Below are 23,354 nucleotides of genomic sequence, written 5' to 3'. Positions count from 1 at the left end.
TGTCGTTCGACGCGAAAGAGACAGCGATAAGACGGGAATCAGCCGTTTTATTCAATTCAAATAAAGAAAACCAATTGCAAAAGCCCAGAGGAGAAGTATTCATGATGTTCAAGTTGAAGTCGATGCCCCACACGATCGCCGGCCTGATTGCCACCGGCGCCCTTGCGGGTATGAACCCTGCCATGGCGCAGCAACCGGCGGAAACCCCCGGCATCCAGCGCGTGGTCGTGACCGGCTCGCTGATCAGCCGTGCCGGCACCGAGACCCCGACGCCGGTGCAGGTGCTGACCGCGCAAGACATCCAGCGCAGCGGCAAGACCTCGGTCGCCGAACTGCTGACCGACCTGGCCGCCAACGGCGCCGGTACCCTGGGCACCGGCTTCTCCGGCGCATTCGCCAACGGCGCATCGGGCATTTCGCTGCGCGGCCTGACCGTGGGCGCCACCCTGGTGCTGATCGACGGCCACCGCATGTCGCCGTACCCGCTGTCGGATGACGCACAGCGCTCCTTCGTCGACGTGTCCTCGATTCCGTTCGACGCCATCGAAAGCATCGAAGTCCTCAAGAGCGGCGCGTCATCGCTGTACGGTTCGGACGCAATTGCCGGCGTGGTTAACATCAAGCTGAAGAAGCAGTTCACGGGCACCCGCCTGAGCGCCGAATACGGCGACACCGAGCACGGCGGCGGCAGGACCCGGCGTACCTCGTTCAGCACTGGCATCGGCGACATCGACGCCGACGGCTACAACGCCTTCATCACCGCCGAATGGCGCCAGCAGGAGGCCATCAGGGTCGCCGACCGCGACCAGTTCGGCTGGGCCAACCGCGACTGGCGTTCGCGCGGCGGCAACAACCTGACCCTGGGCGTGCCGACCAACCTGAACGGCTTCCTGACCGCGGCCAATACCCCGTTCCTGTACAACTCGGCGACGGCCGCCCAGGGCAATCCGAATCCGGGCGCCAACAACCCGGCCAACTTCCGCTTCCTCGATCCACGCTGCAACTACGAGCTGTACCGCGCGGGCGGCTGCGCGGTGCGCGACGAAGTGTCGAACATCCAGCCTGCCACCGAGAACATCAACGTCCTGATCGGCATGACCAAGAAGCTGAGCGACGACTGGGAAGTCGTGTTCAAGGGCTCCCTGTTCAAGCGCGACAGCATCAACAACCGCGGCGTCCCGGCGGTCTATTCGCCAAACAACTTCGCCGGCAGCACCACGCTCGTCAACGGCGTGCTGACCGGTGGCGTGAACCGCCTTCCCAACACCCGCTTCGCGCCGGGCGCGCCAGTCGGCTTCGGCTTGACCAACCCCTTCGGCCAGGCCGCCTCGCTGTACGGCTACATCCCGGGCGTCGGTCCACTCAACACCACGGACAACACCTCGAAGAGCACGCGTTTCTCGGCCGACCTGACCGGCAGCGCCTACGGCTGGGACGTCAACGCCGCCCTCGGCGCCACCCGCGTCAAGGTCGATGCGGAATACAGCGGCTACATCAACCGTGCGGCCCTGTACAACGCCATCAACCAGGGCCGCTGGAATGTGGTGGGCCCGAACTCGCCCGAGCTGATCCAGGAAGTGTCGCCACGTTTCGGCAACACGCTGGAAACCACGCTGAATTACTTCGACCTGTCCGGCTCGCGCGAGCTGATGCAGCTCGGTGCGGGCCCGCTGGCCGTGGCGGCCGGCGTCCACTGGCATAACCTGAAGCAGAACGCGCCGCCGTCGAGCCAGACCCTGAACGGCGCCGTGGCCAGCACCTCGGCCTTCGCCATCGGCGAAGAGACGAACAGCGCGGCCTTCGCCGAACTGCGTGCGACGCCGATCCAGAACCTGGAAGTGAGCGTCGCGGGCCGTTACGACCATTACGATACCTATGGCCACTCGTTCACGCCGTCGGCCAACTTCAAGTGGACTCCGATCCGGCAGGTCGGCGTACGCGGCAACTTCGCCCGCGGCTTCCGCGCGCCGAATCCGTCCGAGGTGGGCAATGCCGGTTCCTTCTTCACCTTCAACGCGATCAACGATCCGATCCTGTGCCCGGACGGCCTGACCAGCACCGCCGGCAACGTCATCGCAGCCTGCGGCCAGAACCCGCCGTACGTCCAGACGACGACCAACCAGAACCTGTCGCCGGAAAAATCGAAGTCGTACACCTTCGGTGTCATCGTCGAGCCGCTGCGCGGCCTGAACATGAGCCTGGACTACTACAACATCGAGATCAGCAACCTGATCGTGACCCGTGCCGGCAACGATCCGACCTATGTGCCGGACTGGGTGCGTGGTGCGGCGGTGCCGACCACGGTCTCGGCCGGCGGCACGGCCACGACGCTGGCAACGCCGGTCGTCGGCCCGATCCTGTACGGCGAGTCGCCGTACATCAACGCGGGCAGCACCAAGACCCACGGTATCGAGGCGGACGTGCGTTACCGCTGGCGCCTGCCGAACGATTACGGCACCGTCCAGGCGAACCTGAGCGCGGCGCACACCTTCGGTTACGAAACCACCGTGGCAGGCACGACCTACCAGCTGGCCGGTACCCAGGGCCCATCCTCGGTCGGCGGCGCAACCGGCAATCCGAAGAACCGTGCCCAGCTGACCCTCGGCTACAACCGTGGCCCGCTGGACGTGAGCGCGACCGTGAACTACACCAGCGGCTTCTCGACCAAGGATCCGTCGCACGACGCGATCGATTGCAACAGCACCGCGCTCGACGTCGGCGGCCGCACCTACTTCCAGGGTCTTCCACAGCCTCTGGTGTACTGCGACGTGGCGTCGTTCACCACGACCAACCTGAACCTGCAGTACAAGCTGACGGACAACCTGACCCTGCGCGCGGCGGTCCTGAACCTGTTCGACAGGGAGCCACCGTATGACGTCGGCACCTACGGCAATGCCGGTGCGCAGACTTCGTACAACGCTTCGCTGCACCAGGCCGGCGCCATCGGCCGCTTCTACAGCCTGGGCCTGGCTTACCAGTTCTAATCTGTAAAAGCCCAAAAAAACCCCGGTGGCAGGTATCCTGCGGCCGGGGTTTTTCTTTGTCCTTCGTTTTTTACAGGCCGTCCCAGATCCCGCCCAGCAGCGCCAGCGCCGCCAGCGCCGCGGTCTCGGTGCGCAGCACGCGCGGGCCGATCGACAGCGCCAGGGCGCCTGCCGCCAGCGCCGCGTCTTCTTCCTCGCGCGTAAAACCGCCTTCCGGGCCAACCAGCAAGGTCAGCGGCTGGGGCGGCCGTTCGCGCGCCCATCCGGCCAGCGATTGCGTCGCCCGCGGACTGAGCAGGATGCGGGCCTGCGCCGCCGCCGGCGCCGTGCCCAGCCAGGGCTTGAAGTCGGCCACCGGGGACAAGGCCGCCAGCCGGTTGCGCCCGCACTGCTCGGATGCCGCTTCGATCACCCCCAGCCAGTGCGCATGGCGTTTTTCCGCGCGCTCGCCGGACAGGCGCACCACGCTGCGCTGGGCCGCCAGCGGCTGCACCGCCGCCACGCCGAGTTCGACCGCCTTCTCGATGATCCAGTCCATCTTCGAGCCTTCCGGCAGGCCCTGCGCAAGGGTGACGGAGTAGGGCAGCTCGACCTCGACCGCCTCGTGGGCGCCGACAGTCGCGCTCGCGCGCCGCTTGCCGATCTCGAGCAGGGTGGCCTGGTACTGGCCGCCGCGGCCGTCGAACAGCGTCAGCGCGGCGCCGGGCTGCATCCTCACCACGTGCAGGTGATGGGCGACGGATTCCGGCAGGTCGACGGTGGCCCCTGCGGCGAGCGGCTGGGGACAATAAAAGCGTGGCATGGCCTTCCTGTTCGTAAATGGCTGAGAGGAGGCATTGTACGGCGGCACCCGGCGCTGTCCAGTCCCCGGCGCCCGCCCTGCGGGAGCGGCGCTCCTGATGAGGCCAGAAAGCTGTTGTATTTGCGAAATAAGTTGAGCAATGCATTGACAATTGTAAAGACAAAATGCTCATATGTATGTGCAACCGTTTCGCCGCCGCGCTGGTACCGTGGCGGTGCGGCGGGGGCAGGGTGTCGTAGCAGGGAATGCGCGCCGGGCCCGGACTGGCCCGGCGCACGTTCAACGCCTGCAGCGATCCGGCAGGCGCCGGGAAAAACAAGGCACAACGCGCATGGCGGACTTCGGTTCGCCATTTTCGTTTGCACACGGGTCCAGCGCTTTTGAATTGGGCAGCACCGGGTCTGGTAAAATACCGGGTTACGGCCAGCCGTACCGCCTCCGCCTTCCAATCCAGACCACCGTTTTTCATGAAACCTATGCAAACCACTACCCTGATGGCCAACGCGATCCGCGCGCTGGCAATGGACGCCGTCCAGAAAGCCAACTCCGGCCATCCTGGCATGCCGATGGGCATGGCGGAAATCGCCGTCGCTCTGTGGGACAAGCATTACCGCCACAACCCGGCCAATCCGGGCTGGTTCAACCGCGACCGCTTCCTGCTGTCGAACGGCCACGGTTCGATGCTGCACTACGCGCTGCTGCACCTGGCCGGCTACGACCTGTCGATGGACGACATCCGCGACTTCCGCCAGCTGCACTCGAAGACCCCGGGCCACCCGGAAGTGCACATCACGCCGGGCGTGGAAACGACCACCGGCCCGCTGGGCCAGGGCATCGCCAATTCGGTCGGCATGGCGCTCGCCGAGTGGCTGCTGAGCTATGAATTCAACCGTCCGGGCTTCGAGGTGGTGGACCACTACACCTACGCCTTCCTGGGCGACGGCTGCCTGATGGAAGGCATCTCGCATGAGGTCGCCTCGCTGGCCGGCACCCTGCGCCTGAACAAGCTGATCTGGCTGTACGACGACAACGGCATCTCCATCGACGGCAAGGTCGAAGGCTGGTTCACCGACGACACCCAGAAGCGCTTCGAAGCCTATGGCTGGAACGTGATCGCCAAGGTCGACGGCCACAACGTCGGCGCCGTCTCGGCGGCCATCGAGCAGGCCAAGGCGTCGGACCGTCCGACCCTGATCTGCTGCAAGACCATCATCGGCAAGGGCGCCCCGAACCTGGAAGGCGGCGATAAAGTCCACGGCGCCCCGCTGGGCGACAAGGAAATCGCGGCCGTGCGCCAGCACCTGGTCTGGGATCCGATCCCGTTCGACATCCCGGGCGAAATCTACGAAGCCTGGGACGCAAAAGCACGCGGCGCGGAACTGGAAAACGCCTGGAACGCGAACTTCGCCGAATACCGTACCCGTCACCCTGAGCTGGCCGCCGAACTCGAGCGCCGCATGAAGGGCGAACTGCCGGGCAACTTCAACGAAGTGCTGGACGCGGCGATCGCGGCCTGCATCGACAAGAAGGAAACCATCGCCACCCGCAAGGCCTCGCAGAACGCGATCCAGGCGCTGGCCCCGGCACTGCCGGAATTCCTGGGCGGCTCGGCCGACCTGACCGGCTCGAACCTGACCAACTGGAAGGAATCGGTCGCCGTGCGTTCGGGCATCGCCGGTAACCACATCAACTACGGCGTGCGCGAATTCGGCATGGCCGCGATCCAGAACGGCGTCGCCCTGCACGGCGGCTTCCTGCCCTTCGGCGCGACCTTCCTGACCTTCTCGGACTACAGCCGCAATGCCCTGCGCATGGCCGCCCTGATGAAGATCCGTTCGCTGTTCGTGTTTACCCACGACTCGATCGGCCTGGGCGAAGACGGCCCGACCCACCAGTCGATCGAGCACGTCTCGTCGCTGCGCCTGATCCCGAACCTGGACAACTGGCGTCCGTGCGACACGGTCGAATCGCAGGTCGCCTGGGGCGCTGCAGTCCAGCGCCGCGACGGCCCGTCGACCCTGATCTTCTCGCGCCAGAACCTGCCGTTCATGGAACGTGATGCCGCCGCCGTGGCCAACGTCGCAAAGGGCGGCTACGTGCTGCGCGACGCCGCCGATGCCAAAGTCATCCTGATCGCCACCGGTTCGGAAGTCGAGCTGGCCATGAAGGCGGCCGACGCGCTGGCAGGCGAGGGCATCGCCGCGCGCGTGGTCTCGATGCCGTCGACCGACGTGTTCGAGCGCCAGAGTGCGGACTACAAAGCGAGTGTGTTGACCCGCGGCGTGCCGCGTGTGGCCATCGAAGCCGGCGTGACCGATTTCTGGTACAAGTACGTCGGCCTGGAAGGCGCGGTCGTCGGCATCGACACCTTCGGCGAATCGGCGCCGGCGCCGGTGCTGTTCAAGCACTTCGGCTTTACCGTCGAGAACGTCGTGGCCAAGGCGAAAGCAGTCATCGCTGCGTAATGTTTGAAACGGGTCGCCTTGGGCGGCCCGTTTCGTATTTCGCTGAACATCTATTCGAGGTCTGAAAAAAGTTTTTTTCTAATCAGGAGCTAAGCAATGACGATCAAAGTTGCAATCAACGGTTATGGCCGTATCGGCCGCAACATCCTGCGCGCTTTCTACGAAGGCGGCAAAAAGCAAGACATCCAGATCGTGGCGATCAACGACCTCGGCAACGCTGAGTCGAACGCCCACCTGACCCGCTACGACACCGCCCACGGCAAGTTCCCGGGCACCGTGACGGTCGAAGGCGACAACATGATCGTCAACGGCGACCCGATCCGCGTGTTCGCGCAGCGTAACCCGGCCGAGATCCCATGGGGCGAGCTGGGCGTGGACGTGGTGCTCGAGTGCACCGGCTTCTTCACCACCAAGGAAAAGGCATCGGCCCACCTGAAGGGCGGCGCCAAGAAGGTCATCATCTCGGCACCGGGCGGCAAGGACGTCGACGCGACCATCGTCTACGGCGTCAACCAGGACGTGCTCAAGAGCACCGACACCGTCATCTCGAACGCTTCCTGCACCACCAACTGCCTGGCCCCGCTGGTCAAGCCGCTGCACGACGCGATCGGCCTGGAAACCGGCCTGATGACCACCGTGCACGCCTACACCAACGACCAGGTGCTGACCGACGTCATGCACGAAGACCTGCGCCGCGCCCGTTCGGCCACCCAGTCGATGATCCCGACCAAGACCGGCGCCGCCGCCGCGGTCGGCCTGGTGCTGCCTGAACTGAACGGCAAGCTGGACGGCTTCGCAATCCGCGTGCCGACCATCAACGTCTCGATCGTCGACCTGTCCTTCATCGCCAAGCGCGACACGACCGTCGAAGAAGTCAACCAGATCATGAAGTCGGCTTCGGAAGGCGCCCTCAACGGCATCCTGACCTACAACACCGATCCGCTGGTCTCGGTCGACTTCAACCACAACCCGGCATCGTCGAACTTCGACGCCACCCTGACGAAAGTCTCGGGCCGCCTGGTGAAGGTCTCGTCGTGGTACGACAACGAGTGGGGCTTCTCGAACCGCATGCTCGACACCACCGTCGCGCTGATGAACGCGAAGTAATCGCTTCCCGTCGCCGTGGCTTGAAACACGGCTGCAAAAAAACGCCCTTCGGGGCGTTTTTTTTGCTTGCGGCGCCAGAGTTCGCCTTGGGCTGCCGCGATCGAACCGAGGGTGCGGGTGGGGATCAAAGTCTTTATCCGGAACGGCATACGACTGAACGGCTTTAAACCGCAGGAAAGCCCTGGAGGAGGTGCATCATGCTCACAGGTTATTACTTCGCTGTACGAAACGTTCGCATCGATAACACGCGCTCGCTCGACGAGGATGCCAACTACTTCCTGTCCAGCGTGACGGTCGGGGACCGGTCCTTTCCTCCGTTCTTTGCCTCGATGGGCGATGTCAGGGAAGGGGATTACGACGTGGGCGCCATCATCGGCCCGCTGCCCATCGAGGACGACGGCGTCAAAATCTCCTTCAACTACCAGATCGTGAATGCCGGGCACAGCGATCCGTCCGCAGTTCAAAAAGGCATGGTCGAGATAGCGGACCAGCTCGCGAAAAAGCTGTGGGAGACCGCAGCGGCGACCGGGAACCTGTGGGCCGCCGGCGCCGCCGCCGTCATCACGCTGACGACAAAGGTGCTGCTGCCGCTGCTGACGGCCGACTGCGACGGCATGGTCGCGCTCGACCAGTTATCTTTGACCGGTGCGCAATTGCTTGCGCGAACAAAGAGCGGATGGAGCGAAACGCGCCATTATCCCGGAACCGACACGCCTGCCGGTTGTGGTTCCAACTCCGACTACAAGGTGAGCTTCGACGTGTACCGTAGCGGATGGAGCGGATGGCTTCCCATTCCCGGTATCGAAACCGATACTTCCCCGGCCGTCACGTTTTTCAAGAACAAATTCCATGTGTTCGTGAAAGGCACGGACGCCAGGATCTACCTGAACAAATCCTCGGACGCAATCCACTGGGAAGGCTGGCAGGAGGTCCCCGGCGGCGGCCGCACCGAGGCGGCGCCGGCTGTCGCCAGTTCGCCGTCGAAACTGTGGCTGGTCGTGAAAGGCCAGACGGACGATCGCCTCTACCTGACCTATTACGAAAACGACGCGTGGGCAGAGTGGAGCGAGGTTGGCGGTCGCGGGAGCGCGAATTCCGCGCCCGCTGCCGCGTTCCACGACGCGGGTGGCTTCCTGGGTGGCCGGCTGAGCATTTTTTGCCGCGGTCTCAACAACGAAATCTTCTATAACTCGATCGACGTAGCCCCTCCGCCGCGGCCGCGAGGACCCGCAGGCGGGTCCGTACCGGACAACATTCCGGATGATGTACTGGAAATCCACGACGCGAAGAAGTTCAAGGCCTGGCAGCTGCTGCCGGGGGCGGGAATCACGGACCAGGCGCCTGCGGCCGTGGTGGCTGACGGGCTGTGCGTGCTGGTAAAGGGGTTTGGCGAAGCGAGTTCGTTTTTCCTGCGCCATCGCGGCGCGGACTGGAACGCCGGCTGGACGAAGGTGCCCTTCGTCGCTCCGGACCGTAGCGGCGAAGTGACTACTGCGATTGGCACGACAACGCCGCAGGCTGCAGTCCTTGGCGGGCGCTGGTATGTTTTCGCCGGTAACAGCGACAACGATATCTCGTTCAACGGTATGGGAAGCGACAACACATGGTTTGTCTTGCCCGGGCGGGCAAAGGGCTATGGCGTGAAATCCACGGTCGCTCCAGCCGTGTTCGGAAAGGACAAGCAGATCCAGGTTTTCGTGACCGGGACCGATCAGGTTCTCTACGTGAATGCATGGAACGGCACAGGTTTCCCTGTGACCTGAGGGGGCCGCGGCTGCAAGCCTGCGCGAGTGCATGCTTGAACACGCACTCGGTTACGCGCAACAATCTGCTGCGATGCAGCAAAAAACACCCTTCGGGGTGTTTTTTTTGACCCATTGCAAAACAAACGCAGGAATTTCCTTACATTCGTTGAAATTCTGCAACAAGAATGACAAATCTCGGCGTAAACAAACAAAAGTTGTTTTCTCTACAGAAAGTCTCCGGCAGTATGGTTTTGTATGCATGAGATGCATATGAAACTTATGTCAGATCAATAACAACTGTAGGGACGGAAACTTTGAACAAGCAACTCGTATTGAAGCAAAGCGTCATCGCCGTATCCATGGCACTCGCCGCTGCGCACACCGCTTCGGCGCAAAACGCCGCTGCGACCACCGCCGAACCGGCGATGCAAGTCGTGCGCGTCACGGGCTCGAACCTGAAGCGCACCGAAAACGAAGGCACTTCGCCGCTGAGCGTGATGAATGCCCAGGACATCCGCAACACGGGTGCCACCACCGTTTCCGACCTGATGAAGTTCGTGCCGTCGATGGGCTCGGACAGCAACCAGGACTTCGGCAGCGGCAGCGGCTTCGCCAAGGGCGCCGCCACCGCGTCGCTGCGCGGCCTGGGCTCGTCCTCGACCCTGGTGCTGCTGAACGGCCGCCGCGTGACCCCGGCGCCTTACGCCGACCCGAACAGCGGCAATTCCGTCCTCTACGACCTGAACAGCATCCCGGTCTCGGCCATCGAGCGCGTCGAAGTGCTGCAGGACGGCGCATCGGCCGTGTACGGGTCCGACGCGATCGCCGGCGTCATCAACTTCATCCTCAAGACCAGCTACGAAGGCGCCGAGATCGCCGCGCGCTACGGCGCCAACGACGACGGTGAGTTCGCCAAGAAGGGCGTCAACGGCATCTGGGGCAAGGGCAACCTGGAGAGCGACGGCTACTCCTTCATGATCACCGCCGACCTGAACCAGCGCGACCGCACCGCCCGCCGCGACGCCAAGGACGTCAAGTACGAGCAGCTGCAGGTCATGAACGGCCGTTTCAAGTCGAACTACTCGAGCTCGGTCTCGCAGTACCCGATCTACTTCCGCGAAACCCGCTCCAGCCCTCCTAGCAACAACTTCGGCGTGACCCAGGCGACCGGCCCGACCAACATGCAGTTCAACCTGGGCTGCCCGGCCAGCGAGCAGATCACCGGCAGCACGGCCGACGGCCTGCTGTCGACCAGCACCCTGATCGGCCGCACCTTCTGTAACTACAACGCCGACCAGTTCCTGGAAGCGCAGGGCTACGGCCGCGACCTGAACGTGATGAGCCATGGCGAACTGAAGCTGGGCCAGAACGTGGTCGCCTTCATGGACGTCGGCTACTCGCGCGCCCAGCGCGACTACACCGGCGCACCGATCACCATCGGCACCACCAGCGTCACCAACTTCACCGGTTCCGGCGTCGGCGCCCCGTTCCAGGCGATCCTGCCGATCGGCCACCCGGACAACCCGTTCACCAACACCCGCTCGTCGGTCAACTACCGCTTCACCAGCCTGCGCGGCGGCTCGAGCACGATCAACGAAGGCACGCGCGCCCTGGCCGGCCTGCGCGGCACCAACTTCGGCCTGGAATGGGAAAGCACGGTCCTGTGGAACCGCGCCGACCGCGAAGAGACTTCGTACGGCCGCCTGTTCCTGCCGGTCCTGCGCACGCTGATGACCCAGAACCGTTCGCTGGCCCAGCTGAACGCCGACCCGAACATCGGCCATGACGTCTTCACCGAAAACAGCTCGGAAATCGCCCAGTGGGATGCCAAGGCATCGACCGAATTCGGCAACCTGCGCGGTGGCAAGATCGGCCTGGCATTCGGCGGCGAAGTGCGCCGTGAAACCATCGGCCTGAACCCGGATCCGCTGGTCGCCACCGGCCAGATCTACGGCCTGGCCAACACCATCCTCGACAGCAGCCGCACCATCAAGTCGGCCTTCGTCGAGATGCGCACCCCGGTCCTGAAGAACCTCGAGTTCGACTTCGCCGGCCGCGTCGACAAGTACCCTGGCCTGAAGACCAACTTCGTACCGAAGGTCGGCGGCAAGTGGACCATCAACGACAAGTTCGCAGTCCGCGGCACCTACGCCGAAGGCTTCCGCGCGCCGTCGCTGAGCCAGGTCGTGTCGGGCGGCGCCCAGTACTTCCTGAGCGGCGTGTTCGACCCGAAGCGTTGCTCGCCTGACCGCACGACCCCGCTGCCAGGCGGCGGCACCACCCAGGATTGCTCGCGCAGCATTGCCGGTACCGGCGGCTTCAACCCTGACCTGAAGCCGGAAGAATCGAAGAGCAAGAACATCGGCTTCATCTTCTCGCCGACCAGCTACTTCGACGCGACGGTTGACTTGTTCAGCATCGTGCGCAGCAACGAGATCGTCCTCGGCTCCTCGAGCGATGCACTGAAGAACGAAGACCAGTTCCCGCAGCTGATCACGCGCGACACGAACCCGGGCAGCTTCCTGGTCGGCGCCAACGGCCAGCCGATCCCGGGCACCGGCCCGCTGCTGATGGTCGCCACGCCATGGCAGAACCAGGGCAAGACCAAGCTCTCCGGCGCCGACATCGAACTGCGCCTGCGCAACAAGCTGGGCGAGATGGGTTCGCTGTCGAGCACGCTGCGTTCGACCTACGTCGATACGTACAAGATCCAGGAAAAAGCAGGCGACACGATGCACAACCTGGCCGGTACCTACCCGTACTACAGCGACTGGCACATCAGCACCGGCGACCCGATGCCGCGCTGGAAGACCAGCATCTCGACCACCTGGACCCGCGCCGACCACGCGCTGAACCTGTCGCTGAACTACGTCGGTCCGGTCTCGCTGCTGCGCCGCTACGACAACACCAAGACCTACGCGCAACCGTTCTGCGCCTTCGGCACCAAGCAGCCGACCGACGCCGCGCCGGACCGCAACACGTCGAACCCGCTGTACGAGAGCTACTACCCGCAGTGCGCCGTGAAGGAATGGGTCACCGTCGGCCTGGGCTACACCTACTCGGGCTTCAAGAACTGGCAGATGCGCGTGAACGTGCAGAACCTGTTCGACAAGCCGGCACCGTACGATCCACTGTACGGCGCCACCGGCTACAGCGAGTCGCTGCATAACCCGTACGGCCGTTACTTCAACCTGAGCGCGCGTTACACGTTCTAACAGGTAGGCTGTCTGGCCCGCCCGGCTCGCCGGGCAGGGCAAGTACAAAAAAGCCCGCCGGTGCAAACCGGGGGCTTTTCTTTTTTCTGATCCGGCTGCTCAGCCCTTCGGCCAGGGCGTCAGGATATTGAAGTCGTTGAACGTCCGGTAAAAAAAACGCCGGGCGAACCCGGCGTTTCCAGTTCCCGGAAGGGAAGGATCAGAGCTTGACGCGGATACCTGCGTACCAGCGGCGGCCGATCGGATCGTAGGTGCCGGCATCGGTTTCGGCACCGGTGTCGCTGCCCGGCAGGCCGGAGATGATCGCCGGAGGCTGGGTGTCGAACGCGTTGTTCAGACCGAAGTACAGCTCGGTACCTTTCCTGATCTGGTAGGACGCCTGCAGGTCGGTGTAGGTACGCGAAGCGAACTTGACCGTGTTGCCGGCGCCGAGGAACTGGTCGTCCAGTGCCGAGCGGCCGATGTAGGTCATGGTCGCGCTGACGCTGACGTCATTCCACTTGTAGCCGATATCGAACAGTGCCTTGTTCTTCGGCGCGCCGATCTCGCCTGCGAACGGATCCTTCTCGGCACCCGGCAGCGGGATGACGAACCCTTCCTTGACGTAGGTATAGGCCAGCTTGGTCGACAGGCGGCCCGGGCCGACGCGGTCGTTCCAGGCCGCGGTCAGGTCAATACCTTCGGTCGTGAAGCCACCGGTGTTCGACACGGCGGTGTCGACCAGGTCCAGCGAGCCGGCGCTGTTGGCGCCGACGGCGGCCGGACGGCGGGTGATGAACGCGCACAGTGCCGGGTTCGAGCCGCTGTAGCAGCTTTCCAGTGCGTACTGGCGCGGGGTGCTCAGGATGGCGTCGGCGATCTCGATGTTGAAGTAGTCGGCCGTGAAGGTGAAGCGCTTGAGCACATCGATCGAACGCGGGGTCCAGACCACGCCGAAGGTGGTCGAACGGCCTTTCTCCGCCTCCAGCTCCGGGTTGCCGCGGTTGAAACCGCTGACGCCCTGGATGTCGGACTGGTTCAGGGTAAACGCGCCGTTGGCGGCGATGTTCGCCGCCACGCCAGGGGCGGCGCGGCACAGCGCGGCGTACGGGCCGCTCGAGGTCGCGGTCACGCCCAGGCAAGGGTCGTTCAGGCCGGATGGGAAGTCCTGGCTCGGCGCCTGGAACAGCTCGTTGATGTTCGGCGCGCGGGTCGACAGCGAACGGGTGCCGCGCAGCTTGACGTCGTTGACGACGGTCCACTCGACGCCGGCGTTCCAGCTGTTGGCGCCGCCCACCGACGAGTAATCGCCGCGGCGGAAGGCGCCCAGGAAGTTCAGTTCCTTGACAAACGCCATGTCCTTCAGCAGCGGCACGCGGGTTTCGAGGAAGACCTCCCTGACGCTGAATTCACCCGCGGTCGGCGGCGTCGCGTTGCCGGCGTTCAGGCCGGCCTGGGTCAGGGCGTCCGGCACGGCGCTCGAGAATTCCTTGCGCCATTCGAAGCCTGCTGCCACGCCCAGCGGGCCGGCCGGCAGGTCCCAGACCTCGCCGTTGATCTGGCCGCCCACGTATTTCTGGGTGGTGCGGGTCAGCAGCGAGCCCGGCGCGGTCACGTACTGCAGCGCTTGCGGCGAGATGGTGCCGAAACCGAAGACGTTGATCGGCACGCAACCCTGTGCGCGCGCATCGGCACTGGCGCAAATCGGGGCGCCGCCGTTGGCGCCCGGGATCGCCTGCAGTGCCTGGGCGAAGTTCAGGACGTTGACCTGGCCGGTCGACTCCTGGGCTTCCTTGGTCTGGCCATAACCGCCGTAGACTTCATAGTCCCAGGTCTTCCAGGCGTCGAACTCGCCCTTGACGCCGGTCACGAAGCGGAAGGTGTCGCGGTCCGCGGTGCTGCCGCGGGTGCCCACTTCCGACAGGCGGCGGGTGAAGTAATAGTCGGGGATGCCGTCGCCATCGTTGTCGCTGATGCGGTCGTACAGGTACTGCGGCACCAGCGGGTTCCTGACGAGGGTGCCGTTGACCAGGGAACCGGCCGGCACCTGGCCGCCGGTCGACGGGAAGATGTCTTCCGCGCCCAGTGCGAACGGTTCGATGGTCGTGGAAACATTGGACGAGGCGTACGTGCCTTCCATGAAGACGCGGGTCTTCTCGTTGATATTGAGTTCGCCATTGGTGGCGAACAGGTAGCGCTCGACCGGCACGGCGATCGAACGGAACTCGTTACGGTTGAAGCCGGTGGCCTGGCCGCCATTGGTGCCGTTCGTGTTCCATGGAATGACGTTGCCGTTCCGGTCGTAGGTGTAGCTACCCGTGTCATGGAAGAAACGGCCCTGCGGCGCGAAGCTGGAGTAGAAAGGACGGTCGACCCTGAATGGATAGGCGCCGCCAACGTCCTCGGAGAAGGTCGCGTTCTGGTCGACAGCCGAACGCTCACGGTCGCGCGACCATACCTGGCCTTCGCGCGAGTAGCCCAGGTGGCCCATCAGGAAGCCGTTGTCGTTGCTGGTGCCGAAGGTCGCCGAGAACTTGCGCTTCTTGTCGTCGCCCTCGGAGCTCTCGCCCATCTGGGCGTCCAGCATCACGCCGTTGAAGTTTTTCTTGGTGATGATGTTGACCACGCCAGCCACGGCGTCGGAACCGTAGGCTGCCGAGGAGCCGCCGGTCAGGAGTTCGACGCGCTCGATGAAGTCGGTCGGGATGGAGTTCAGGTCGACTGCGGAGTCGCCCGGGATACCGGAAACGAAACGGCGGCCGTTGACCAGCACCAGGGTACGCGAGGTGCCCAGGTTACGCAGGTCGACGGTGGCGACACCCACGCTGGCGGTCTGGAAAGCGGAGTTGGTACGGCTGATCGCCGGCGAACCCATGGTCGGGTTATCCAGCAGCACCTGTTGCAGGTTGGCGGCGCCCGATGCGGCGATGTCGGCGGCCGACAGCACCTGCAGCGGCGACGGCGAATCGGCGTTCGGCGAAGCGATACGCGAACCGGTCACCTCGACACGCTGCATGACCGGCGTCTGGCCTTCGGCTGCCGCGGCGGCCTGCTGCTGGGCAGCACCGCTTTGGTTTTGCCCGCCCTGCGTCTGCATCTCTTGTGCGTACGCGGTGCCCATGCTCACGGCCAGGCCACTCAGGCAGATCGCACGGATCGACCGGGACAAGATAGTTTCCATCATGGTGAAGCACTCCTCAGAAGAATTTCAACGTTGAAAGCAACACTGTTTTAGTCAAATCAAAGACTCAACACGCAAAACGTGTAGTCGGCTTTGTCATGACCATTTCTAATGGAAACATCGAGACTTACATTATGTCAATTACCAACAATCATTACTTTTAATTGTGTTGCAAAATTGTTCAAAAAATAAATCTTGGGCCTTTACTGTGCCTTTGGCGCTTTGCAAGGCAATGGATGTCAGGCGCAACCGGATGGAGCGCCGGGTCCACCGCGGTCCGGAAGGCTCGATCGCACCTTCGGACGAAAAAAAACCCGCCTGCGTGGCGGGTTTCTGCTGATTGCAAAGGGCTAGGGTGTCGGCCACGGCGTCAGGATCTCGAAGCCGTTGGACGTCACGGCGATCATGTGTTCCCACTGGGCCGACAGCGAACCGTCGCGCGTGACGACCGTCCAGCCGTCGTCGAGCTGGGCCACTTCGTCGTCGCCGGCGTTGATCATCGGCTCGACGGTGAAGGTCATGCCTTCCTTGAGCAGCAGGCCGGTGTTTGGGCGCCCGTAGTGCAGCACCTGCGGATCTTCGTGGTAGACGCGGCCGATGCCGTGGCCGCAGTAGTCGCGCACCACCGAGAAGCCGGCGCCTTCGGCCAGCTTCTGGATCGCGTGGCCGACGTCGCCCAGGCGCGCGCCGGGGCGCACCGCGCGGATGCCCGCCATCATGCATTCGTAGGTGGTGTCGACCAGGCGCTTCGCCTCCGCGCTCGGCGTGCCCGCGTAGTACATGCGGCTGGTGTCGCCGTGCCAGCCGTCCTTGATGACGGTGACGTCGATGTTGACGATGTCGCCGTCCCTGAGGATGTCCTTCTCGCTCGGGATGCCGTGGCAGACCACGCCGTTGACCGAGGTGCACAGGGTCTTCGGGAAGCCGTGGTAGCCGACGTTGGCCGGCGTGGCTTTCTGCACCTTGCGGATGTATTCGTTGCAGCGGCGGTCGAGTTCTTCGGTGGAGACGCCGGGAACGACGTACTCCTTGATCATCTCCAGTACCTCGGCGGCCATGCGGCCGGCGACGCGCATTTTCGCGATGTCCTTGTCGTTCTTGAGTTTGATTGCCATTGTTCGTTCTTGGATAGCCGCGGATTTGCCGCGCAATCCGCCATGATACCGCAGCGGCGGAAAAAAAATGCCCGCCGGGCAAACCCGGCGGGCATTCGGTCAGCTCTTCAGGAAAGGGGCTTGCGACCCCCTGCCATTAGAACGACTGGTTGTAACGCACGTAGAAGAAGCGGTCCAGCGGCATGTCTGCGTCAACCGACGAAGCCGATGCTTGCGTGCTGTACACGATGCGCGGCTCTTTGTTGAAGACGTTGTTCACGCCGACCAGGATGCGGCCGTTCCACGAGGTCTTGTAGCCGACGCTCATGTCATGGATGGTGACCGAACCGAGCTTGTTGGCGCCGGTGCCGAAGGTGGTTTCGGCGTTAGGCATGTTGCACTCGACGTCGGTATCCCAGCACAGGTCCTTGACCGGGCTGTAGTAACGGAAGCCCCAGTTGGCGCTCCAGTTGCCCAGCGACCAGTCGATCGAGTTGTTCGACTTCACGCGGTTGTAGAAGTACTCGCCGGCGTATTCGCTCCACTCCTGGTCCGCGCTGCTGCGGGTGCGGAAGCTGTCGGTGTACGAGGTTTCGCTGCGCAGGCTGAACTGGCCGTACGCAGTACGCGGCAGGCGGTAGTTCAGTGCCAGGTCCAGGCCTTCGGTTTCCACTTCGCCCAGGTTGGCATTGCCGCGCGACAGCTGGCTGATCTGGCCGGTGGCCGCGTCACGACGGATCGCGCTGCAGAAGTTCGGGTTGCCCGAGATGTAGCACTGGTTCGCCACATAGGTCGCACCGATTGCGGTGATGCGGTTCTTGATGGCGATGTTGTACCAATCCAGGCCAACGGTGAAGCCAGGCACGAACGACGGGCTGTACACCAGGCCGGCGGTCTTGGTGACGGCAGTTTCCGGGGTCAGGAACTGGTTGCCGGCGCCCGAGTTGAACGCCACCAGGCCTTGGGTGCCGGTGGTGCCGGTGATCGGGGTGCCTGCCTGCTGCAGCTGGCGGTAGGTGGCGCTGGTGCCGGCAGCGACGCAGCGTGCCAGGACTGCCGGGTCACGCGATGCTTCGCCGAACTGCGTGTCGCACGGGTCCAGGAAGGTGTCGAACGACTGCGAGCCGCCGCCGGAGACGTCGTCCACGGTCGGAGCACGGAAGCCTTCAGCCCAGGTGCCGCGGAACAGCACGTCCTTGACCGGCTTCCACATGAAGCTGGCCTTGCTGTTGTTGGTCACGCCGAAGTTGCTGTAGTCGGAGTGGCGGGTCGCCAGGTTGAAGCTCAGCAGTTCAGCGAACGGCTTGTTCTTCAGCACTGGAACGTTCAGCTCGGCGTACGCTTCGCGCACGCTGTAGCGGCCGATCGTTGCCTGGCCCGACAGGTTGGTCGAGTAGCCCGACTGCGAGAACTGGTCAGGAATGTCGTAACCCTTGACTTCGCGGTGTTCGATACCGACCGCCAGGCCCAGGGCGCCGGCAGGCAGCTGGAACAGTTCGCCGGCGATGTCGGCGTTGGCGCTGTTGATGGTCGAACCGTAGGTCTTGGTGCCCATGGTGTTGACGAAGGCCAGCGCTTCCGGGGTCGAGGCCGATGGGCCGCCCAGGATGTCGAATGGCTTGCACGAGGCCAGGCCGATCGGCGCGCCCGGGGTGCCGCACTGCACGACGCCCGAAGCGTTCATGAACGATGGGCCGAGGGCCTGCTTCAGCGCCAGCAGGTTGATGTTGCCGGTGTCGGACTGGGTGCCCGAAACCTTGTTGTGGTTGTAGCTGACGCTCCAGTTCCACGGCAGGCCGCGGACCGAGATATCGCCTTGCAGCGCCGCATCGATGTGCAGGGTGCGGTTCTCGTTGTCGGTCACGCGCGGCAGCTCGATGGTGCGGCGGGCGAAGAACAGGTCCTGGCCGGCGCCCGGGGCGATACCGATGCCCTGGTTACCGTACGGGTTGTAGTAGCTGTCCTTGCTGATGTAGACCGGGTAGTTGGCCTGCGAGGTCGACTGCAGCGGGTAGCCGGCGATGGTGCGGGTCGACTGGCGCTGCGAGTACATCGCGGTCGAGGTCAGGCGCATGTCGCGCGGCAGGGTGATCTCGCCCTTGACGAACAGCGTGTCGAGCTTGTTCGGCGAGAGCAGGTCCATGTCCTGGCTCGAATTGTACTTGTCTTCCTTCGCGCCGGCGTAAGTGTGGTAGCTGTTCTGGTCGCGCGAGTTGGCGCCGATGCCGACGCCGTCATAGGTGCCGGTGTGGTTCAGCATGCGGTTGAAGCCGCCATTGGCCGCGGTGGTGTTCGAGCCGCCGGAAGCGCTGACCGGGGTGATGCGGCCCCATGGTGCGGCGCCCAGGCCGTCGAACGGGTGGTCCGGACCGTAGCTGAACTTGGTGATGTCGCGGGTACCGGTGCGGACGATGCCCTGCTCGGTGTGCGACAGGCCGAACATCAGCGAGGAGTTCTCGCCGGTCGCGCCGTAGGTCAGCGAGAAGTCCTTGTTCTTGCCGTCGCCTTCCTGGTTCTGGCCCGTGTACAGCGACAGCTGGCCGCCTTCCAGGTTCTTCTTCAGGATGATGTTGACCACGCCGGCGATCGCGTCCGAACCGTAGATCGACGAAGCGCCGTCCTTCAGGATTTCCAGGCGCTCGATCATGGCCGACGGGATGGTCGACAGGTCGGTGAAGCCGGCCGCGGTCTGGGTCCAGCGCTTGCCGTCCACCAGCACCAGCAGGCGGTTCGAGCCGAGGTTGCGCAGGCTGACGTACTGGCCGCCGGCTTCCGCGTTCGAGGTCAGCGAGCCGCTGCGGCTGAAGTCAGGCGCGCCGGCCGACGACAGGTTGTTCAGGATGTCGCCGACGGTGACGAGGCCGGTCTTCTGGATCTGTTCCTGGTTCATCACCTGGACGGGCTGGGCCGTTTCCAGGTCGACCTGGCGAATGCGCGAGCCGGTGACTTCGACGCGTTGCATGGTCGGTGCAGCTTCCTGCGCGTATGCGGCTTGCATGCCGAGGGCCATGCCGCCCAGGCAGATCGCACGGACCGACCGGGACAAGATTGTTTCCATCATATTGCAAAACTCCTAATGAAGCGCGGCCATGCCGGGAGCAGCATGCCGCTACAGAAAAGGTCGCGCGGGGCGACTGTCCGGAAGCCGAGGGACTTGATTTAATTGTTCGTTGGCTTCCAAGACGGCAATAGAAGCATCTGGGGAATGTTACTGTCAATCAAACCACATAATATTTCGGAATTGTTGCAACGAGGCGTATTTACAGGCGGATAATATTGCGAATCGCCCTTGACGATTCGGCTCCGGTGCTTTAAAGGCGAATATTTGGTATTTACGCGGACTGCATGACTGTTAAATCTCCGGCGCGATGGCCATTGCGGCGCAGAAAAGACGGAGAAAAGGGGGGCGTGGGGCGGGGAGTGGGGGCGGGAAAAAGGCAAAAAAAATGCCCGCGCGAGCGGGCATTCTTGTGACAGCCCGCGTGAGCGGGCCGTGCAGGCGTTGCTTAGAACGACTGGTTGTAACGGACCCAGACGAAGCGGTCCAGCGGCACGTCGGTGTCGACTGCGGCTGCCGACGAACCGGCGTCGTAGTTCGAACGTGGCTTCTTGCCCAGGATGTTGTTGACGCCAACCATGATCTTGCCATTCCATGGGGTCTTGTAGCCAACGCTCAGGTCGGTGTAGACCTGCGAACCGAGCAGGTTGTAGCCGTCGTAGCTGTTGCTCTGGCCTTCTGGGTTGTTGCACTCGACGGTGGCAGTCCAGCACGAAGTCTTGATCGGGCTGAAGTAACGCGCACCCAGGGTGGCGGACCAGTTACCCAGCGCCCAGTCCAGGCTGGCGTTCGACTTCACGCGGTAGATTGCGTAGTCGCCTGCGTAGTTCAGCTTTTCCGAGACGTTCGTGCTCTGCAGCAGGTATTCGTCGACGTAGGTGGTCTGGCTACGCACTGCGAACTGGCCGTAGGCCATGCGCGGCAGGCGGTAGTTGACTTCCAGGTCGATACCCTTGGTCGACAGCGAGCCCATGTTCTTGTTGCCACGGTTCAGCTGGGTGATCTGACCGGTGACATCACGCGAGAAGTTGTTGCAGAACTCTTGCACGTTTTCCACGTAGCACTGGTTCAGGGTATAGCTCACGCTGATGTCCGACACGCGGTTCTTGACTTCGATGTCGAAGTAGTCCATCGCGACGGTCAGGCCGTTGACGAACGACGGGTTGTACACGAAGCCGGCGGTGCGGGTGGTCGCCGTTTCCGGGGTCAGGCTGTTATTGCCGACGCCGGTATTGAAGGCCACAGGGGTCTGGGCGCCGCTGGCAGGCACGGCTGCGCCTGCCTGGTTACGCTGGCGGAAGCCGGCAGGCACGCCGTCGGCTGCGCAGCGCGCTGCCACCGTCGCATCGCGCGAAGCACGGCCGTAGAGGCTGTCGCACAGGTCCAGGTAGCTGTCGAACGACTGCGAGCCGCCGCCGAAGGTGTCGCCCAGGGCCGGAGCACGGAAGCCTTCCGCCACGGTGCCGCGTACCAGCAGGTCGTTGATCGGCTTCCAGGTGATGCTGGCCTTGCTGTTGGTGGTGTCGCCGAAGTTGCTGTAGTCCGAATAGCGCGAGGCCAGGTTCAGGTTCAGGCTTTGCGCGAACGGCACGCCCTTGAGCAGCGGAACGTTCAATTCGGCATACGCCTCCTTGACGCTGTACTTGCCGATCGTGCTGAAACCTGCCAGGTTAGTCGTCAGTGCCAGCTGCTCGAGCGAGTCAGGATTGTCCGAACCGCGCACTTCGCGGCGTTCAACGCCGACTGCCAGGCCCAGGCCGCCTGCCGGCAGCTGGAAGATCTCGCCGCTCAGGTCGGCGGTAGCGCTGTTGACGGTGCTGGCGTAGGAGCCGCCGCCCTTGTGGTTGATGTAAGCCAGCGCTTCCGGGGTCGATGCCGATGGGCCGCCCAGGATGTTGAACGGCACGCAGCCTGGAACGATCGCAGCCATGCTGGTGCCGCAACGCACGACGCCGTCGGCGCCGACGAAGGATGGGCCCAGGGCCTTCTTCAGGTTGACCAGGTTGACGTTGCCGGTGCTGGCGGTGCTGCCGCTGACCGAGCTGTGGTTGTAGCCAACGCTCCAGTCCCAGGCGCTCGCGCCCAGGTTCAGGCTGCCTTCAAGGGCGGCGTCGATGTGCAGGGTGCGGTTCTTGTTCTTGGTGACGCGCGGGTTTTCGATCACGCGGCGGGCAAAGAACAGGTCCTGGCCGGTGCCGGCGGCGATGCCGACGCCCTGGTTGCCGTACGGGTTGTAGTAGCTGTCGCGGCTGATGTAGACCGGGTTGGCGACCTGCGAGAGGCTGTTCAGCGGGTAGCCGGCGACCTGGGTCTTCGAGCCGCGCTGGGCGAACATCGCGGTCGTGGTGAAGCGCATGTCCATCGGCAGGTTCAGCGTGCCTTTGGTGAAGATCGAGGTCAGGCGGCTCGGCGCCTGGAGCATCATGTCCTTGGTCGAGTTGTACTTGTCTTCGTTGATGGCGTTGCTGAACGCGTGGTAGTTCGCCGAATTGCGCGAATCCTGGCTGGTGCCCACGCCGTCATAGGTGCCGGTGTGGTTGATCACGCGGTTGCCGACGGTGCCGGCGACCGAGTTGCCGGCTGGGCCCACTGCCGTGATACGGCCCCATGGACCGCCGCCGAGACCTGCGTCGAAGTGGTTCGGGCCGTACTGGAAGCGGGTCAGCGCGCGATCGCGTGCCCACACGGTGCCCTGCTCGGCGTGCGACAGGCCGAACATCAGGGAGCCCTTGTCACCGGCGATGCCGTACGACAGTGCCCAGTCTTCGGTCTTGCCGTCGCCTTCTTTGTTCTGGCCGACGTAGCCGCTGAACTGGCCGCCTTCCATCTGCTTTTTCAGGATGATGTTGACCACGCCTGCGATCGCGTCCGAGCCGTAAATGGCCGATGCGCCGTCTTTCAGGATTTCCATGCGTTCGATCATCGACGACGGAATGGTCGACATGTCGGTGAAGCCGTCAACCGACTGGCTCCAGCGCTTGCCGTCCACCAGCACCAGCAGGCGGTTCGAACCGAGGTTGCGCAGGTTCAGGAACTGGCCGCCCATCTCGCGGTTCGAGGTCAGCACCGCGCCACGCGAGAAGTCCGGGCTACCAGCCGAGGACAGCGTGTTCAGGATGTCGCCGACCGTCACCAGGCCGCTTTTCTGAATCTGTTCCTGGCTCATGATCTGGATCGGCTGAGCGGTGGCCAGGTCGACGGCACGAATACGGGAACCGGTCACTTCCACGCGCTGCAGTGGCGCGTCGGTGGTGGTAGCGGTTTGTGCAAAGGCGGACATCGCGCTGACTGCCAGGGTGACGGCAACCGCGATTTTGGTACGTTGATACATGGACTCTCCGAAAAAATAATTTTTGGGTGTTTCGTATGCAGCTGTATCGGCTTGTGACTTCGGACAAGCAGACAGGAAACCATCGCTGGCGCCCGGTCGAGACTCGTATTTATTGTCGACAAGACTTGCGTATGGAACACTTTCAGTTGATCAATGTCAACAGGCGGTGCCAAAAATCGTCTTAAAAGCAACACAACAAAGACGGCCAAAAATTTTGTTTTTCTTTTACTGGTTTTTGTGCATACATAAATACAGGCGCGAACGCTTGCCCGCCCTGCATGAAAGCAGGGCGGCGGCGCATTGTCATAGGGAGAGGGTGCACCGAAGTGGTGCATTGCAGCAATAAAAAGTGCAGCCCGGCTGGAATCGGGCGGAAACGCGGATGGACCGCCG

Annotated in this window: 10 protein-coding genes; 5 read left to right on the top strand and 5 right to left on the bottom strand. The window is 63.5% G+C overall.

Annotated elements, in window-relative coordinates; all coding sequences use genetic code 11:
- Positions 1 to 101 precede the first annotated feature (101 nt).
- A complete protein-coding gene (locus ACWCIA_RS08070; RefSeq protein WP_454162171.1) occupies positions 102 to 2,984 on the top strand; it encodes a TonB-dependent receptor in 2,883 nt (960 codons plus the stop codon).
- Between the two features lie 70 nt (positions 2,985 to 3,054).
- Here the strand turns inward: ACWCIA_RS08070 and ACWCIA_RS08065 are convergent, their stop codons facing one another.
- Positions 3,055 to 3,786 carry a 16S rRNA (uracil(1498)-N(3))-methyltransferase gene (locus ACWCIA_RS08065; RefSeq protein WP_454162169.1) on the bottom strand — a complete coding sequence of 244 codons (732 nt, stop codon included), beginning with the start codon at positions 3,784 to 3,786 and terminating at the stop codon, positions 3,055 to 3,057.
- Between the two features lie 467 nt (positions 3,787 to 4,253).
- Here ACWCIA_RS08065 and tkt point away from each other — a divergent pair, with 467 nt between their 5' ends.
- The 4 genes from tkt (at position 4,254) to ACWCIA_RS08045 (ending at position 12,318) form a co-directional block, all read left to right on the top strand.
- Positions 4,254 to 6,251 carry a transketolase gene (gene tkt / locus ACWCIA_RS08060; RefSeq protein ID WP_454162167.1) on the top strand — a complete coding sequence of 666 codons (1,998 nt, stop codon included), beginning with the start codon at positions 4,254 to 4,256 and terminating at the stop codon, positions 6,249 to 6,251.
- A 96-nt stretch (positions 6,252 to 6,347) separates the two neighbouring features.
- Entirely contained in the window at positions 6,348 to 7,358 is a 1,011-nt protein-coding gene (gene gap, locus ACWCIA_RS08055) for a type I glyceraldehyde-3-phosphate dehydrogenase (protein ID WP_454162165.1), read from the top strand.
- Between the two features lie 197 nt (positions 7,359 to 7,555).
- On the top strand, positions 7,556 to 9,121 hold the full coding sequence (locus ACWCIA_RS08050; RefSeq protein WP_454162164.1) for a hypothetical protein: 1,566 nt from the start codon (positions 7,556 to 7,558) through the stop codon (positions 9,119 to 9,121).
- Positions 9,122 to 9,417: 296 nt separating this feature from the next.
- Positions 9,418 to 12,318: a TonB-dependent receptor domain-containing protein gene (locus ACWCIA_RS08045; protein ID WP_454162163.1), complete on the top strand. Its 2,901-nt coding sequence runs from the start codon at positions 9,418 to 9,420 to the stop codon at positions 12,316 to 12,318.
- A 199-nt stretch (positions 12,319 to 12,517) separates the two neighbouring features.
- Here ACWCIA_RS08045 and ACWCIA_RS08040 read toward each other — a convergent pair whose 3' ends face one another.
- The 4 genes from ACWCIA_RS08040 to ACWCIA_RS08025 form a co-directional block, all read right to left on the bottom strand.
- Positions 12,518 to 15,481, bottom strand: coding sequence for a TonB-dependent receptor domain-containing protein (locus tag ACWCIA_RS08040; protein ID WP_454162161.1), 2,964 nt, complete (start codon positions 15,479 to 15,481; stop codon positions 12,518 to 12,520).
- A 347-nt stretch (positions 15,482 to 15,828) separates the two neighbouring features.
- Positions 15,829 to 16,593: a type I methionyl aminopeptidase gene (gene map / locus ACWCIA_RS08035; protein WP_454162159.1), complete on the bottom strand. Its 765-nt coding sequence runs from the start codon at positions 16,591 to 16,593 to the stop codon at positions 15,829 to 15,831.
- Between the two features lie 136 nt (positions 16,594 to 16,729).
- On the bottom strand, positions 16,730 to 19,618 hold the full coding sequence (locus tag ACWCIA_RS08030) for a TonB-dependent receptor domain-containing protein (RefSeq protein WP_454162157.1): 2,889 nt from the start codon (positions 19,616 to 19,618) through the stop codon (positions 16,730 to 16,732).
- Between the two features lie 460 nt (positions 19,619 to 20,078).
- Complete coding sequence (locus tag ACWCIA_RS08025; RefSeq protein ID WP_454162156.1) at positions 20,079 to 22,961, bottom strand: TonB-dependent receptor domain-containing protein; 2,883 nt, start codon at positions 22,959 to 22,961, stop codon at positions 20,079 to 20,081.
- Between the last annotated feature and the right edge of the window lie 393 nt (positions 22,962 to 23,354).

The sequence above is a fragment of the Massilia sp. SYSU DXS3249 genome (genome assembly GCF_053668055.1).
The sequence above is the reverse complement of the archived record's forward strand: the minus strand, read 5'-3'. Positions and strand labels throughout refer to the sequence as shown.